The sequence below is a fragment of the Streptomyces sp. NPDC046203 genome, assembly GCF_040646255.1.
Lineage (GTDB): Bacteria > Actinomycetota > Actinomycetes > Streptomycetales > Streptomycetaceae > Streptomyces.
Genome location: NZ_JBEYZX010000034.1, coordinates 1 through 14,251 on the forward strand (window position 1 = coordinate 1; position 14,251 = coordinate 14,251).

The following is a 14,251-nucleotide window of genomic DNA, read 5'->3' on the forward strand; positions in this document are numbered from 1 at the left end:
GGGGGGGGGGGTGGGTGGGTGTGGCGCGGGTGGGCGGGGCGCTGGCGGCCCGTCCGGGGGGTGCGCTGCCGACCCCCCCCCCACCACAACACGCGAAGAGGGCGGCTCCGGGACGGCGCGGGCCGGCCTGGCCGCCCCGGCCGGCCGACCCGGCCGGCCGGGGTGAGCCGACCGGGGCGGGGCGAGCCGGGCAGGGCGAGCTGGGCTGACCGGGCGGGACCGGCCGGTGCCTGGCGGGGCGGGCGGGGCGGGGCGGGCGGGGGTATCAGCGCACGTCGACGTAGTCGCCGGTGGCGTTGACCGCCGACGTGGTGGAGGTGCCCGCGAAGGACCAGCGCCAGTAGCCGTCGGCCGAGGCCTTGACCGTCGTCGACAGGTTGCCCGACGAATTGGTCGTGACCGTCTTGACCGTCGTGTAGGTGTTGGTCCCCGCCTTGCGGAACTGCAGCTTCACGGGCACGCCGGGGAAGCCCCAGTAGGTGCGCTTGTCCCAGTTGGCGCGGGTCAGCTTGCCCGTGACCTTGAGCGTCTTGCCCTTGGCCACCGGCTCGGGCCCGGCGTCCGCGGTGAGCTTGGCGCGGCGCAGGACCGGGTGGGTGAGCTTGCCCCCGTTGTTGTAGAGGTCGCCGTCCTTGGCCTGGAGCTGGACGACCACCTTCCACGGCCCCGCGAGGGTGTTGCGCGGCACGCCCCAGCCCGAGTCGAGCTTGAAGTCGAGCTTGCAGGTCGAGGTGGTGGCGCTGCTCGCGGTGCACTTCGGAGTGCCGCTGTACGCCCAGTAGCTGCTGCCGACCTGGCGCTGGATCATCAGGAACGCGAACTTGCCACTGATTCCCGAGTTGTCCGAAGCCGTCACCGAGAGGGTGAACGACTCGGTCTGGGTGGTGCCGAGGACGATGGGCTTGCCACCGTTCACGGACACGTTCTTGATCACTATTCCGGTCTCCGCGGCCTGCGCGGCCGGAGCGGTGACGGCGGAGGCGGAAAGGACCAGGGCGCCGGTGAGTACGGCGCCGATGGATGTCGCGCGCAAGGAAATCCCCTCTGTGTCGAGCCCGCCCCGGCCGAATCAGTCCCCCCGGCCGCAGACATGGCGGGTGGCACGAGGATAAACACTGTTCCGCCTGCCCCCGTCCGGGCCCGCTTCGGCCCGCTCCGGACCCGTCCCTCTCGGGGGCGGTCGGTGGAGGCGCCTCACGCGCGCTCCCGCTCAAGGACGTCGAGCAGTGCGTGGACCCCGGCGAGCCCGGCGGCCTGTCCGGCCGCGTGCTCCATCGGTTTTCCTCCGCTTCAGGTGCCGGTCGCATTCCCCCAGGGGCACTGACGTGACGTGAGGTGCGGCCCCGACCCGCTCGCGGATCTCGGGATGTCGCGCCCCTTTTGCCCACTTATGGTGGGCCCGTGGCCGTCGAAGCACCCGCCCCCACTCCCGTCCCCGGGACGCCTCTGAGGACGCTGCTGCCCCAGATCCTGCCCGCACTGGTGGTCGGGGTGGGCGCGGGGCTGCTGTTCCTGGGCATCAGTGCCCTGGCCGAACAGCTCCAGCACGTGCTGTGGTCCACCCTGCCGGACGCGCTCGGCGTCGGCCGCTACTCCGCGCTGTGGGTGATCTCCGTGCTCACGGCGACCGGGATCGCGGTGGGGCTGGTCGTCTGGAAGGTGTACGGGCACGCGGGGCCCGACCCGGCGGCCTCCGGGCTCGGCGGGCCGCCGCTCGCCGCCGGGGTGGTGCCCGGGCTGCTGCTGGCCAGCACCCTGTCGCTGGCCGGCGGGGTCAGCCTCGGTCCGGAGAACCCGACGATCGCGGCGGCCGTCGCCCTCGCGTACTGGCTCGGCCGGATGGTCGCCCGTCCGGGCCGGCCTGCGCCGCCGGGCGCGCTGTGGGTGGGGCTCGCCACCGCGGGGACCTTCGGCGCGCTGTTCGGCACGCCCGTGGCCGCCGCGCTCGTCCTGTCCGAGACCCTCGCCACCAAGCCGGGGGCACCTCGGCCCGGCGGGGCGGGCGGGATGGGCGGTTCGCTGTGGGACCGGCTGTTCGCGCCACTGGTGGCGGCCGGCGCCGGAGCGCTGACCACCCAGCTGGCCTCCCACCCCGGCTTCGCCATGGGCCTGCCGCCGCTGGACTCCCCCGGCTTCGGGGATCTGCTCGCCGCCCTCGTCGTGGCGACGCTCGCCGCCTTCTTCGGGCTGCTCGCCTGCGCGGTGTTCCCTACCCTCCACCGGGCGCTCGGCCGGCTCCGGCATCCGATGCTGGTGCTGCCGCTCGGCGGGCTCGTCCTCGGTCTGCTCGGGGTGCTCGGCGGGCATCTGACCCTCTTCAAGGGCCTGGCCGAGACCCGTGAACTGGTCGCCTCCTCCACCTCCTACGGCTGGGGCGAGCTGCTGGGCCTGGCCGTGGTCAAGTCGGCCGCGCTGCTGGTCGCCGCCGCCGCGGGCTTCCGCGGCGGCCGGGTCTTCCCCATGGTCTTCATCGGCGCCGCGTTCGGGCTGGCCGCCCAGGCGGTGGTGCCCGCGATCCATCCGGCGGTGGCGGTCTCCTCCGCGGTCCTCGGCGTGCTGCTCGCCACCACCCGGCAGGGCTGGGTGAGCCTCTTCGTCGCCGCCGTCGTCGCCGCCTCCCCGGCGATCCTCGCGCTGCTCTGTCTCGCGTCCCTGCCCGCCTGGCTGGCCGTCACCGGACGCCCCCTGCTGGAACTCGACGAGGACGGTCACGCCCTGCACTGAGACCCGCCCTCCCCACTCGCCCCGCCCGCCCCGGGCCGTACCCCCGCGTCCCCCGCATCCCCCGTATCCCTCACCACTCCCGCACTCACCGCACTCACCACCCCCGCACTCACCAGAAGGAGTCCACCGTGGCGCTGCACAAGGGCCCCGAGGGGCCGGAGGCCGAGAAGCCGTTCCGGAAACTGGCCTTCAACCCGTTCTACGGCGAGGCCAACCCCGTCGGCGGCATGACCGAGGCCCCGCCGCGCCATCGGCTGCCCGACGGGCCGCTGCCGCCGATGAGCGCGTACCAGCTGGTGCGCGACGAGCTGATGCTCGACGGCAACTCGCGGCTCAACCTGGCCACCTTCGTCACCACCTGGATGGAGCCGCAGGCCGGGGTGCTGATGAACGACTGCCGCGACAAGAACATGATCGACAAGGACGAGTACCCGCGCACCGCCGAACTTGAGCGCCGCTGCGTCGCCATGCTCGCCCAGCTCTGGCACGCCCCCGACCCGTCGGCGGCCGTCGGCTGTTCCACCACCGGCTCCTCCGAGGCGTGCATGCTCGCCGGAATGGCCCTCAAGCGGCGCTGGACCAGGCGCAACGCCGACCGCTACCCCGGCGCCCGCCCCAATCTGGTCATGGGGATCAACGTGCAGGTCTGCTGGGAGAAGTTCTGCAACTTCTGGGAGGTCGAGCCCCGGCTCGTCCCCATGGAGGGCGAGCGGTTCCACCTCGACCCGGAGGCCGCGGCGGCGCTCTGCGACGAGAACACCATCGGGGTCGTCGCCGTCCTCGGCTCCACCTTCGACGGCTCCTACGAGCCCGTCGCCGATCTGTGCGCCGCGCTCGACGCGCTCCAGGAACGGACCGGCCTCGACATCCCCGTCCATGTCGACGGGGCGTCCGGCGGCATGATCGCGCCGTTCCTCGACGAGGACCTGGAGTGGGACTTCCGGCAGCCTCGGGTGTCCTCGATCAACACCTCGGGACACAAGTACGGGCTCGTCTATCCGGGCGTCGGCTGGGCGCTGTGGCGCACCCCCGAGGAGCTGCCCGAGGAACTGGTGTTCCGGGTCAACTACCTCGGCGGCGACATGCCGACCTTCGCGCTCAACTTCTCGCGGCCCGGCGCGCAGGTGGTCGCGCAGTACTACACGTTCCTGCGGCTGGGCCGGGCCGGCTACCGCGCGGTCCAGCAGACCGCCCGGGACGTCGCCCGCGGCCTGTCCGAACGGGTCGAGGCCATGGGCGACTTCCGGCTCCTCACCCGGGGGAACGAGCTGCCCGTCTTCGCCTTCACCACGGGCCCGGACGTCACCGCGTACGACGTCTTCGACGTGTCGCGGCGGCTGCGCGAGAGCGGCTGGCTGGTGCCCGCGTACACCTTCCCCAAGAACCGGGAGGACCTGTCCGTGCTGCGGGTCGTCTGCCGCAACGGCTTCTCGGCCGATCTGGCCGAGCTGTTCGTTGAGGACCTGAAACGACTGCTGCCCGAGCTGCGCCGCCAGCCCCGCCCGCTCACCCACGACAAGACGGCCGCGACCTCGTTCCACCACTGAGGGGAGAGGCGGGAAGCCGGACGGGGTCGGGGAAGCCGGGGGCCGCCTCAGTGGGCGTACGGGTTCTCCTGCCCGTCCGCGAGGACGCCCACGAAGGGTTCGCCCTCCCCCGCGAAGGTGTACGCCCCCGCCTCGATCCGCTCGATCAGTCCGGCGGTCCAGGCCCGCCCGGCGTCGGCGGTGTGCGTCCACAGATGCATGATCTCGCCGATGTGGCCGAGCTGTCCGGGCCCGCCCTCCGGCGTGTAGGACGTGGTGACCTCCGCGCGCCACGCGTCCAGACCGCGCAGCCGCTCGCGCAGCAGCCCGGTCACCTCGGCGCGCGGCAGGTCCACCATGAAGCCGATGCCGGCCGACAGGACGTCCGTGGCCTGGTCGTACGTGGCGAGGGAGGTACGCAGCAGGCGCAGGTACTCCTCGTGGCCCGCGTCCGTGATCTCGTACTCGACCCGCGGCGGACCGCCGGCCGTGCTCGGCGCGCTCTCGTGGGCGCGCAGCAGTCCTTGCTTCTCCATCTGCTTGAGCGCGTGGTAGATCGAGCCGGGCTTGGCGTGGGACCACTCGTGCGCGCCCCAGTACTCCAGGTCGTTGCGGACCTGGTAGCCGTGGGCGCGGCCGTGCTGTTTGACCGCGCCCAGGACGAGAAGTCGGATCGCTGACATGCCCCGAGTCTAATGAGGGCACTGATCAACGTTGACTAGAGACGGTGATCCGTCTCCTCCGCCGCTCTTTCCGCTTCCTACCGCGCTTCCTTCTCCGCGCCCTTCCGCGCTTCGGCCGCTTCCAGCTCGATCAGTTCGGAGGAGGTCTTGCCGTCCAGGGACTCCCGGATGATGTCGGCATGGCCGGTGTGCTGGGCCATCTCACGGATCAGATGGAGCAGCATCCAGCGGATCGAGACCTCCCCCTGGGGGAACCAGGGCACGTCGGGCAGCGGGAAGGTCTCGTCCAGGCTGGGCACGCTCCGGACGAACTCGGTCAGCTCCTTGTTGGCGGATTCCAGGAAGGCGAGCGCCTGCGGGATCGTCTCGTCGCCGACCAGCCGGAAGCTCTCGTGCCAGTTCTCCGGGCTCCGCCGTACCTCGCTCGGCCTCCGCTGGGCCATCCGCAGCCAGTTCGTCTGCGCCTCGCCCGCGTGCTTGATCAGGCCGGAGAGGCTCAGTTCGCTGGCGGTCGGGCGGCTCGCCGCCTGCTCCTCGGTGAGCCCGAAGGAGGCCCGTACGAGGGCGGCGCGCTGCACCTCCAGGCAGTCGAGCAGCGTGCCGAGCTCGTCGCCGGGCATGTCCGTGGGGAGTGTCGCGTTCATGGTCCGCCATCCCTGCTTCCGCAATGGAAATTCGTCGCTTTCTTCACCGACAGGGGCCACGTTAGGGAGCGACTAGGACAGCGGGTGTCCGCCTTGGGAAAGTCGGCCCGAAGAGGACGGGAAAAGGCCTGGAGAGAAGGCTTCGGGCACCGGGAACCGGGCGCCGACCCCGCCGGAAGCCGAAGGCCGGGGTCGGGGCCGGGGTCGGCGAAGGCTCAGAACGGGAACGTGCTCCGGTCGTACTGGATCGAGATCCACTTCTGGGTGGTGAACGCCGCGATCATCGCGTCGCCGTTGAGCCGCCCCACCCCCGAGTGCTTCTCGCCGCCGAACGGGACGATCGGCTCGTCGTGCACGGTGCCGTCGTTGATGTGGATCATGCCGGTGTGGATGCGCTTGGCGACCCGTACCCCGCGCTCGATGTCGCCGGTGTGGACGGCGCCGCTGAGCCCGTACGGGGTGTCGTTGGCGATCCGTACGGCATCGTCCTCGCCGTCGAACGGCACGATCAGGGCCACCGGCCCGAAGACCTCCTGGCCGAGCAGGGGCGAGTCGGCGGGGAGGCCGGTGAGGACGGTCGGGGAGACGAGGCTGCCCTGCGCGGTGCCGCGCAGCAGTACGGTCGCGCCGCCCGCCACGGCCTGGTCGACGACCCCCTGGACGGCCCGCGCCTGCTGGGGGCTGATGAGCGGGCCGATGTGGGTGTCCGGGTCGGACGGGTCGCCGACGCGCAGGCTCTCGACCTTGGCGATGAACTTCCCGGTGAACTCCGCCTCCACGGACCGGTCCACCAGGACGCGGGCCGCGGCCATGCAGACCTGCCCCTGGTCGATGAAGCGGCTGAAGACGGCCGCGTCCACCGCGTAGTCGAGGTCGGCGTCGTCGAGGACGATCAGGGCGCTGTTGCCGCCGAGTTCGAGCACGGTCTGCTTGAGGTGTCCGGCGCAGACGGCGGCGACGTGCTTGCCGGTGCGGTCGGAGCCGGTGAAGGTGATCACCTTCGGGACGGGGTGGGTGAGGAGGGCGTCGCCGATCTCGGCGATGTCGGTGACGACGACGTTCAGCAGTCCGGCCGGCAGCCCCGCGTCCTGAAGGATCTTCGCGACGAGGGTGCCGCCGCAGACCGGGGTGTTCTGGTGCGGCTTGAGCACGACGGCGTTGCCGAGGGCGAGGGCCGGGGCCACCGCCTTCAAGGAGAGGAAGAAGGGGAAGTTGAACGGGGAGATGACGCCGACGACCCCGACCGGCTCGCGGTAGACCCGGTTCTCCTTGCCGTCCACCGGGGAGGGCAGGATCCGGCCTTCGGAGCGCAGCGCCAGCGAGGCCGCCTCGCGCAGGAACTCCTTGACGAGGTGCAGTTCGAAGGCCGCCTTCACCCGGGTGCCGCCGAGTTCGGCGCGGATGAAGGCGGTGATCTCCTCCTCGCGTTCCTCGACGAGGCGCAGCGCGCGTTCGAGGACGAGGCGGCGGGTGTACGGGTTGGTCGCGGCCCACGCGGTCTGGGCGCGCTCGGCGGCCCGGTAGGCGAGGTCGACCTCGCCCGCCGTGGCCACGGTGATCGCGGCGAGCTTCTCCCCGGTGTACGGGTCGAAGTCGATGATGTCCCAGGAGCCGCTGCCGGGCTTCCATTCGCCGTCGATGTACTGGTGCGCGAGTTCGGCGAAGTGGGAGGACATCGACGTCGTCATGGGAACGAGACTCCTTACCCGCCCGCGATGACGGACGACGGCGATCGGCGGCGGACGGCCGCTCCGCCCTGGCCGGCGTCACGGCGGTCACTCCACATTGCACACTGCATTGCGCTCCGCATACTGAAACGCCGTCATCGTACTGATGTATCAGGTGAGTTGCAGGAGACCACGGAGAAGGTCGCGACTTTCCGCGGGGTCCGGACTGTCCTGCTGGAGCCTTTCCATCACCCGCGTGTACTGCGCCACCTCCTCGCGTTTGTCCAGGTAGAGGGCGCTGGTGAGCTGCTCCAGGTAGACCACGTCGGAGAGGTCCGACTCGGGGAACCTGAGCATCGTGAACGAACCGCTCTCCCCCGCGTGTCCGCCGAAACTGAACGGCATGACCTGGAGGGTGACATTCGGGTGCTCGGAGATCTCGATGAGATGCCTCAACTGCCCCTGCATCACGGCCCGGTCGCCGTACGGGCGGCGCAGCGCGGCCTCGTCGAGGACGGCGTGCAGACGCGGGGCGTTCTCGGAGAAGAGGATCTTCTGCCGTTCCAGGCGGAGGGCGACCCGGCGGTCGACCTCGGCCCGCGGGGCGTCCGGGATGCCGCGCGCGACGACGGCGTGGGCGTAGTCCTCGGCCTGCAACAGGCCGTGCACGAACTGGACTTCGTAGATACGGATGAGGGAGGCGGCCCCTTCGAGGCCGACGTACGTCTGGAACCAGCCGGGCAGGACGTCGCCGAAGCTGTGCCACCAGCCCGCCAGGTTGGCCTCGCGCGCGAGACCGAGGAGCGCGCCGCGCTCCGACTCGTCATGGACTCCGTAGAGCGTGAGCAGGTCCTCGACGTCCCTGGCCTTGAAGCTCACCCTTCCCAACTCCATACGGCTGATCTTGGATTCGGACGCCCGGATCGAATATCCGGCGGCCTCCCGGGTGATGCCACGCGATTCGCGCAGTCGCCTCAGCTGGGAGCCCAGCAGGATGCGGCGCACCACACTCCCGCTCGCCCCGCTCGATTCGCCCGCCGTCACGGCTCACGCCTCCCCATTCACGGTGCTGCCCCCGAACGTCCCCCCACTGAGCCCCGGATTCTGCCACTAAACACTTCAGCCCGTACACACGCGGTCACGCATCGGGGCCGGGTTCCGGGCAGGTTGGGCGCGTACGGCGGACGGCGGTGGACGACTTATGCACAGAATCGGCGCGCGGGCGGACAGGTCAGGCGCGTGCACGTGCATCTGCCCTTGCATCCCTTGGGTGCATTGGGAACGATGGTGTCCGCGCAGCCGCGTATTCGTTCGTGTCGCCGCGTGTCGCACCAGTTGTCGCACCACACGTCGCGATTCCCGGGAGTGCCTCGCATGGGGACGAACGCATCGGCCATTCTGGAGCCGTTACGACAAGGGCTTCCTCCGATCGATCCCACGACCGTCTCCCATTCGGCCTCCTGCGCCCTGCCCACCTGCTTCGAAGCGGTGCGCGGCGCACGGCGGTTCACCCGGTCGACGCTCGGCGAGTGGAACCTGGCCGACCGCTTCGACGATGTCTCGCTCGTCGTGTCGGAACTGGTCACCAACGCGCTGCGGCACGCCGTACCGGGGGAGCCCGAACCGGTACGCCAGGATGGCCTGAACCCGCCCGTCCGGCTGCACCTCATGCACTGGGCGTCCCGCCTGGTGTGCGCGGTGCGCGACCCCAGCCAGGACAGCCCGGCGGCGCGACAGGGGGACGAGGACTGCTCGGCCGAATCCGGCCGGGGGCTGTTCCTCGTCGAGTCGTTCAGCGACGGCTGGGGCTGGCACCCGCTCGCGGGCGCCCTCCAGGGCAAGGTGGTCTGGGCGCTGTTCCGGCTGACGTCCGACCGGCCGATGGACCGATGAGCCGAGAGGCCGATGAGCTGAGGGGCCGGCCGACGGACTGAACGGCCGGCCGACCGTCCCGGCGTCGGATGCCGACGCCGGCACAAGCTCCCCGGGTGTCACGGGGGATCCGGGGAAAACGGGGGAACACAGGGGGATACGGGGGACGGGGGAGAGAAAGGGTCCCGGTGGCAGTCGCCGCCGGGACCCTTTCTCGTGCCACTGCTCTCGTGTCACCGCTGTCGCGCCCGGCGCTCTCGTGCCCGGCGCTCTCGGATCCCCCCGGCCCGGGATCGCCTCCGCGTACCGCACCGCGCCGTGCCGTGCCGCGTCCGCGTCGGCTAAAGCTGCGACACCAGGTGGTCGAACTCCCCGTCCTTCACGCCCAGCAGCAGCGCCTCGATCTCGGCGGGCGTGTAGACGAGCGCGGGGCCGCCGGGGAACCGCGAGTTGCGCACGGCGACCTCGCCGCCGGGCAGCTTCGCGAACTCCACGCAGGACCCCTGGGAGTTGCTGTGCCGGCTCTTCTGCCACACGACACCACGAAGCTCCGTGGCCGCCATGCCGTTGTACGCGTGGTGCGCGTGGTGCACTGGGAGCTCCCCCGAGATATCGGTGCAGGTGTCAACTTGCTCGGATCATAGCCCTGTTCACGTGCCTCTGCATGAGCAGATGCACGCGCGGATGCACGTGCACGAGGGGTCGCGTATCGACTACACGACTCACCGTGTCTGCCAGGTCAAAGCCCCTTCGGCGAGGGGCCGTTCGATCCCGGCCGGGCGGGTCCGGACGGGGCCCGAACGGGGCGCGAACGGGACGCCGACGGGGCGCGGGCAGGCCCCCGTAACGCCCCTGGAACACTCCCGGATCACCCCCGGGTCACCCCCTGAAAACCCTCGGCCGTCCCCCGACCGGGCCAAGGACCCGGACCACCTTGCCCTGGAGGGCGCCCGCTCAGCTCTCCAGCGCCTCGGACACCTCGTCCAGCTTCTCCAGGAGCAGCACCGCGCCCTTCCGCAGCAGGAAGTGGTCCGGCGCCCCCTCCCCCCGCTCCCACGCCCCGACCAGCGTGCGCAGCTCGTTCCAGCGCGGCGTCTTGCGGTCCCGTACCTCCTTCGCACCCCGTTCCGTCACCTTGCGCAGTGCCGTCGCGAGCTCCGCCGCGCCCTCCACGGGCGGGGAGCCGCGCTCGGGGAGGTGGGCCTCCAGGAGCATCGCGGCCCGGCCGAACTGCGACACCGCCTCCTCCGCGTCCTGTGCCGCCGCGTGCGAGAGCCCCCGGTGCCGGACCGGCTCGTGGGTGGCCCGTTCCAGGGTCTCCTGCCAGTCGATCCGGGCCGCCCGCGTCGAGAGCAGCGTCTCTCGGACGTCCGCGAGCGCCGTCTCGGCGGGCTGCGCGTAGTGGCCGACGACCGCGGCCGCGTACCGCCCGTCCGCTTTCAGCCAGTCCCCGAGCCGGCTGCGCAGCCGCGGGGTCTCCCAGGCCGGGTAGACCGCGTAGGCCAGCATCGCGAGGAGCCCGCCGAGCAGGGTCAGCAGGACGCGTTCGCGGACCGTCTGCCCGAGGCCGGCGCCGGCCATGCCGAGCAGGAAGACGACGTACGCGGAGATGAAGACCTGGCCCGTGGCGTAGCCCGTACGCATCAGCAGGTACATCCCGAACGCGCACACCACCGCGAGCAGCGCCGAGAGATACGGGCCCGGGTGGGTGTAGCGGACGATCCCGGTCGCCAGGGCCACGCCGACGAGGGTGCCGATGAAACGGGCGACGGACCGCTCGAACGTCTGCGAGAAGTCCGGGCGCATCACCATCACCGAGGCCAGCGGCGCCCAGTAGCCGTGGCCGAGCGGGAGGACGGTGCCGAGCGCGTAACCCGCCGTCGCCACCGTCGTCACCCGAATGGCGTGCCGCAGGACGGGCGACTCGTGCCGCAGCTCGGCCTGCGCCTTGCGGATCGCGACCGGCACGAGCGCGACGAGCGTGGGGCGGCGCAGCGCGGTCGGGGCCGTCTCCCCGCTCGGCTCCGCCTCCTCCACGACGTCGTCGAGGAGCGCGGCGAGCCGGTGCGCGGCCCGGCGCGGGGCGCCGGTCAGGATCGCGCCGGTGTCCGGGGTGCGGAGGACGGCGAGGGCGGCGGGGCGCAGCGCGACCGGGTCGCCGTGCCGGATCGCGTGCGCGGCGGTGTCCAGGATCTCGCCGGCGGCGGCCAGCAGCTCGCGCGCCCGGTCCCGCTGCGGGCCCTCGGCCGGCACGCCGAGCGCCGGGTCCGCGAGCGAGGCGAGCACCGGCCGGATCCGCTCGGCGAGCCCGCGCGCGCCGGACAGTTCGGACGGGCGGCTGCGGGCCTGGCGGCGGGTGACGGCGGCGGCGCTGCGGGCCGTCATCAGCGGCAGCGGGTCGAAGTCGGCGGTCGGGTCGTGGCGCAGCCGGCGGGCGTAGTCGGCCTCGGCCGCGAGCGCGTCGGCGAGCGCGTCGCGCTGCGCGCCCCAGCGGCGGATCGGCAGCAGGACGACGAGCGCGGCCTGCACCAGACCACCCACCATGATCATCGCGGCGTGCCCGGCGGCTGCGGCGATGGAGCCGGGGAGGGTGACCGTGATCAGCATGATCGCGACGTTGGACGCGGCGATGACGCCGACGTTCGGGCCGACGGCCCAGGACATTCCGGCGAGGAAGGTCCACAGGGCCAGCAGGATCATGAAGAGGAAGAGGTTCCAGCCGACCAGATAGCCGATGAAGGTGGACACGGCGAGGCTCGCGCCGGACGCGAGGGCGAGGGTGGGGCGGGGGCGGTACGAGCGCTGGAAGGTCGCGATCGCCGCCTGGAACGCGCCGAACGCCGACGACACCGCCACCTCGGCCCCGAACAGGGTCAGGGACACCCCGATGACCAGTGCCAGGCCGAACGCGCCGCGCAGGGCGATCAGCGGTTCGAGCCGCCGCCGCTCGACGGTCAGCCCCGAGCGCGCGGTCTCCTTCAGCGCCCGGAGCCAGCTCATGGGGCGAGCCTATCCGCGATGCGGATGAACCGGGCATTTGGGGCGGTTGGGGTGACGCCGATCCGGTTAGGCGGGGTGGGGGAGGGCGGTGATTCGGCGGGGCTGGAGACTGGGGGACGCACGGCCGGGCGGCGAAGACGGCCGGACAGCGAAGGCGACCGGCTGGCGGTTCGGTGACGTGTGCTGGTGGGCGGGTTCAGGCGAGTGGAGGCGGGGGCACCGATGTCCGGGCCTCGGGTTCCGGCATACGGGGTGCGGACGGGGCGCGGGCAGGCGCCCGGGCCGTACGACGGTCGGCGAGGCACGGGGGCGACGAGCGGCCCGGCGGCGCCGGGGGCCGGACGGACACAAGGCCGCAAGGCCGGGGGATCCGGCCGGCAGGCCGCCCGTCCGGATCCCCCGGCCCGTGGACCCAGTCAGTGGCGGATCTCGCCCCGGGCCCCGGGGGCCCGCAGGCCCGCCTGGTCGGCCGCCGAGGTGCCGTGGTTCCAGCCCGCCTCGTCCCAGGCGGCGCGGACCCGGGTCGCGCGGGTCTCGGGGAAGAGCTCGTCGGTACGGGCGCCGACCGCGACCTCGCGGGAGGCGAGCACCGGGAGCAGGGTCGGGGTCTCGGCGGCGACCCGGCGGCTGGTGGAGGCGAGACGGGCGCCGAGCCGGTTCGCGTAGGCGAGGAGGAAGGACTGCCGGAAGGACTTGGTCCGCTTGCGTCCGGCGGCCCGCTGCTCGGCCTCGGCCCGGGTCATCGCCGCCGTCCCCTGCACCAGCAGCGAGGTGTAGAGCAGCTCCACCGGGTCGAGGTCGGCCTCGAACCCGACGACCGTGGAGAAGCCGAGGGCCTCGTTCCACACGGCCCGGCAGTGGTTCGCCGTCGCCACCGCGTCGAGGAGGATCGCCTTGGCCTGCTCGTACGGCGCGTCCACCCCGATCCGCAGCGCGCCCGGCGTCTCCGGCGCGGGCCCCGCCGCCGCGAGTCCCGCCTCGTCGAGACTGTGCCGGGCCATCAGCTCCTGGGCCTTGGCGGTCAGCGCCTCGGCCTCCTCGGGGTACGGGGTCGCCTCCGCCTTCGCGAGCAGCGCCCTGATCCGGGTCAGCGTCTTCGGCTCGCCGAGGGTGGCGGGCGGCAGGGCCTCGCCGGGCGCGGGGCCGACGGCGTCGAGGCGGGGCAGCCGGACGAGGAGCCGGTAGAGCCGCAGGACGGCGGTCGCGTACGAGAAGCGGTCGGGCGGCGTCCAGACGGGCAGGTCGTCGAACGCGTCGAGCTGGGCCTGCCAGCGGTGCGGCAGCCGTTCGTACCGGGCGGTCTCGGTGCGGACGAGTGCCGCGAGGAGGCGGACGTGTTCGTCGTCGAGTTCGCGGCGGGCCATCCGGACGAGATCGGCGGGCTGCCAGCCCCGTGCCCACAGGCTGTGGACGAACTCCTCGCCGCGCCGGTTCAGTTCGGCGTCGGCGGCGGGGTCGGCGGCGAGCAGCGAGGCCGCCGTGTCCAGCGCCCGGTCGTCACCGCTCCCGGCGCCCGCGCCACGCCGGCCACCGCGCCCCCGGCTTCCCCGGCCTCCCTTGCCGCCGCTCGCCCCTGCCTCGTACAGCGCCTTGAGCGCCTCCGTCACCGTGCTGTCGCTCATGCGCGCCGCCTCGCCTGCCTCTCGTCCCCGCTCCTTCGATGGTCGCATTCGAGGGAGTGGGGAGAGGACCGCGGGGCGGCGAGGGAGCCAGGGGGCGGGTGAGGGGACCGGGGGCAGGGCGGCGTCACCGGCGCGGGCCACTGATCACTCTCAGGAGTGGTCATATGCCACAGGCATCACGCGCTCCTCTTGCGCGCCCCTACCGTGCCGCGATGCTCACGCTCCCCCGCTTCACCTCGACACCGGTGTTCCGGCTGCTCGGCCTGACCTGCCCGCCGGACGCCGTCGTGCAGGTGCTGCCGGCCCACGCTCAGCCTGCGGCCGCTGGTCCTGTCGCCCGCGAACACCCCGCCCGTCACCACCGTCCGCGCGGCGCACGCCGATCTCGCCGGTGCCGCCTTCGCCGCCCTGGCCCACGCCCGCGGCTCCCGCGCCCGGACCGGCCTGACCGCGCCGGCCGAGGCGCTGCGCACCGCGGCCCCGGAAACCCGGGCCTCCTGTGTCTCCCTCCTC

General features: G+C 72.6%; 11 protein-coding genes. 3 read left to right on the top strand and 8 right to left on the bottom strand.

Going from position 1 to position 14,251, the window contains the following annotated elements; all coding sequences use genetic code 11:
- Positions 1 to 265: 265 nt before the first annotated feature.
- Positions 266 to 1,033, bottom strand: a complete 768-nt coding sequence (locus tag ABZ990_RS22320) for a hypothetical protein (protein WP_361234194.1) — start codon at positions 1,031 to 1,033, stop codon at positions 266 to 268.
- 368 nt (positions 1,034 to 1,401) lie between these two features.
- Here ABZ990_RS22320 and ABZ990_RS22325 point away from each other — a divergent pair, with 368 nt between their 5' ends.
- Positions 1,402 to 2,724: an ion channel protein gene (locus tag ABZ990_RS22325; RefSeq protein ID WP_361234197.1), complete on the top strand. Its 1,323-nt coding sequence runs from the start codon at positions 1,402 to 1,404 to the stop codon at positions 2,722 to 2,724.
- A 128-nt stretch (positions 2,725 to 2,852) separates the two neighbouring features.
- On the top strand, positions 2,853 to 4,271 hold the full coding sequence (locus tag ABZ990_RS22330; protein WP_361234199.1) for a glutamate decarboxylase: 1,419 nt from the start codon (positions 2,853 to 2,855) through the stop codon (positions 4,269 to 4,271).
- Between the two features lie 47 nt (positions 4,272 to 4,318).
- On the opposite strand, the gene ABZ990_RS22335 is transcribed toward ABZ990_RS22330, so the two are convergent.
- The 4 genes from ABZ990_RS22335 to ABZ990_RS22350 form a co-directional block, all read right to left on the bottom strand.
- A complete protein-coding gene (locus ABZ990_RS22335) occupies positions 4,319 to 4,933 on the bottom strand; it encodes a PadR family transcriptional regulator (protein WP_361234202.1) in 615 nt (204 codons plus the stop codon).
- A gap of 77 nt (positions 4,934 to 5,010) precedes the next feature.
- Positions 5,011 to 5,577: a DinB family protein gene (locus ABZ990_RS22340; RefSeq protein ID WP_361234205.1), complete on the bottom strand. Its 567-nt coding sequence runs from the start codon at positions 5,575 to 5,577 to the stop codon at positions 5,011 to 5,013.
- Between the two features lie 215 nt (positions 5,578 to 5,792).
- Positions 5,793 to 7,253, bottom strand: coding sequence for an aldehyde dehydrogenase family protein (locus ABZ990_RS22345; RefSeq protein WP_361234361.1), 1,461 nt, complete (start codon positions 7,251 to 7,253; stop codon positions 5,793 to 5,795).
- A gap of 162 nt (positions 7,254 to 7,415) precedes the next feature.
- Entirely contained in the window at positions 7,416 to 8,288 is an 873-nt protein-coding gene (locus tag ABZ990_RS22350; RefSeq protein ID WP_361234207.1) for a helix-turn-helix transcriptional regulator, read from the bottom strand.
- A gap of 330 nt (positions 8,289 to 8,618) precedes the next feature.
- Between ABZ990_RS22350 and ABZ990_RS22355 the strand changes: the two genes are divergently transcribed.
- The gene (locus tag ABZ990_RS22355) at positions 8,619 to 9,137 is read left to right on the top strand and encodes an ATP-binding protein (protein WP_361234210.1); all 519 of its coding nucleotides are present in this window, start codon (positions 8,619 to 8,621) and stop codon (positions 9,135 to 9,137) included.
- 320 nt (positions 9,138 to 9,457) lie between these two features.
- Here ABZ990_RS22355 and ABZ990_RS22360 read toward each other — a convergent pair whose 3' ends face one another.
- The 3 genes from ABZ990_RS22360 to ABZ990_RS22370 all read right to left on the bottom strand — a co-directional run bounded on the left by ABZ990_RS22360 (position 9,458) and on the right by ABZ990_RS22370 (position 13,738).
- Entirely contained in the window at positions 9,458 to 9,679 is a 222-nt protein-coding gene (locus tag ABZ990_RS22360) for a DUF397 domain-containing protein (RefSeq protein WP_361234364.1), read from the bottom strand.
- 391 nt (positions 9,680 to 10,070) lie between these two features.
- On the bottom strand, positions 10,071 to 12,116 hold the full coding sequence (locus tag ABZ990_RS22365; protein ID WP_361234213.1) for an FUSC family protein: 2,046 nt from the start codon (positions 12,114 to 12,116) through the stop codon (positions 10,071 to 10,073).
- A gap of 416 nt (positions 12,117 to 12,532) precedes the next feature.
- Complete coding sequence (locus tag ABZ990_RS22370; protein ID WP_361234215.1) at positions 12,533 to 13,738, bottom strand: DUF2786 domain-containing protein; 1,206 nt, start codon at positions 13,736 to 13,738, stop codon at positions 12,533 to 12,535.
- Positions 13,739 to 14,251 lie beyond the last annotated feature (513 nt).

Bases quoted from the DNA above. Each gene is read 5' to 3' on its own strand.
- ABZ990_RS22335 (WP_361234202.1), bottom strand. From the start codon at position 4,933: ATGTCAGCGATCCGACTTCTCGTCCTGGGCGCGGTCAAACAGCACGGC.
- ABZ990_RS22340 (WP_361234205.1), bottom strand. From the start codon at position 5,577: ATGAACGCGACACTCCCCACGGACATGCCCGGCGACGAGCTCGGCACG.
- ABZ990_RS22345 (WP_361234361.1), bottom strand. From the start codon at position 7,253: ATGTCCTCCCACTTCGCCGAACTCGCGCACCAGTACATCGACGGCGAA.
- ABZ990_RS22355 (WP_361234210.1), top strand. From the start codon at position 8,619: ATGGGGACGAACGCATCGGCCATTCTGGAGCCGTTACGACAAGGGCTT.
- ABZ990_RS22360 (WP_361234364.1), bottom strand. From the start codon at position 9,679: ATGGCGGCCACGGAGCTTCGTGGTGTCGTGTGGCAGAAGAGCCGGCAC.
- ABZ990_RS22365 (WP_361234213.1), bottom strand. From the start codon at position 12,116: ATGAGCTGGCTCCGGGCGCTGAAGGAGACCGCGCGCTCGGGGCTGACC.
- ABZ990_RS22370 (WP_361234215.1), bottom strand. From the start codon at position 13,738: ATGAGCGACAGCACGGTGACGGAGGCGCTCAAGGCGCTGTACGAGGCA.